Source organism: Paraburkholderia sp. SIMBA_027 (assembly GCF_046535315.1).
In the GTDB taxonomy this organism is placed as follows: Bacteria; Pseudomonadota; Gammaproteobacteria; order Burkholderiales; family Burkholderiaceae; genus Paraburkholderia; species Paraburkholderia tropica.
This window is the reverse complement of the sequence record NZ_JAWRWY010001050.1, coordinates 1-256: the sequence shown is the minus strand read 5'-3', so window position 1 is coordinate 256 and position 256 is coordinate 1. Positions and strand designations below refer to the sequence as shown.

Here is a 256-nt window from a genome sequence, read left to right as displayed (position 1 = left end):
CGGCAATGCCCAACTGGTAGCTCAAAGCCGCTGCCATGATGAACGCGGTGAATCGTTGGCGCTCGCCGCCGGACATGGAGCCAGTGTCCGCGTGCATGAAGACTTCCGTCCTCTTCTTGCTCGACTTGCCCGGAACGTCGGCCTTGCCCGGGACGTCGCGGTGCTCCTTGCATTGAATGAACAGGTGCCCGCGGACATCCAACACCTCGGCCCGCCAACGACGGTCCTCCGGAGTTTGCGATCCCAGCCTTTTCAC

Annotated in this window: 1 protein-coding gene; it reads right to left on the bottom strand. The window is 62.5% G+C overall.

The features are described from left to right. Window positions 1-256 (bottom strand): SbcC/MukB-like Walker B domain-containing protein (locus SB764_RS42330; RefSeq protein ID WP_410867083.1); only part of this gene is annotated, 256 nt, incomplete at both ends.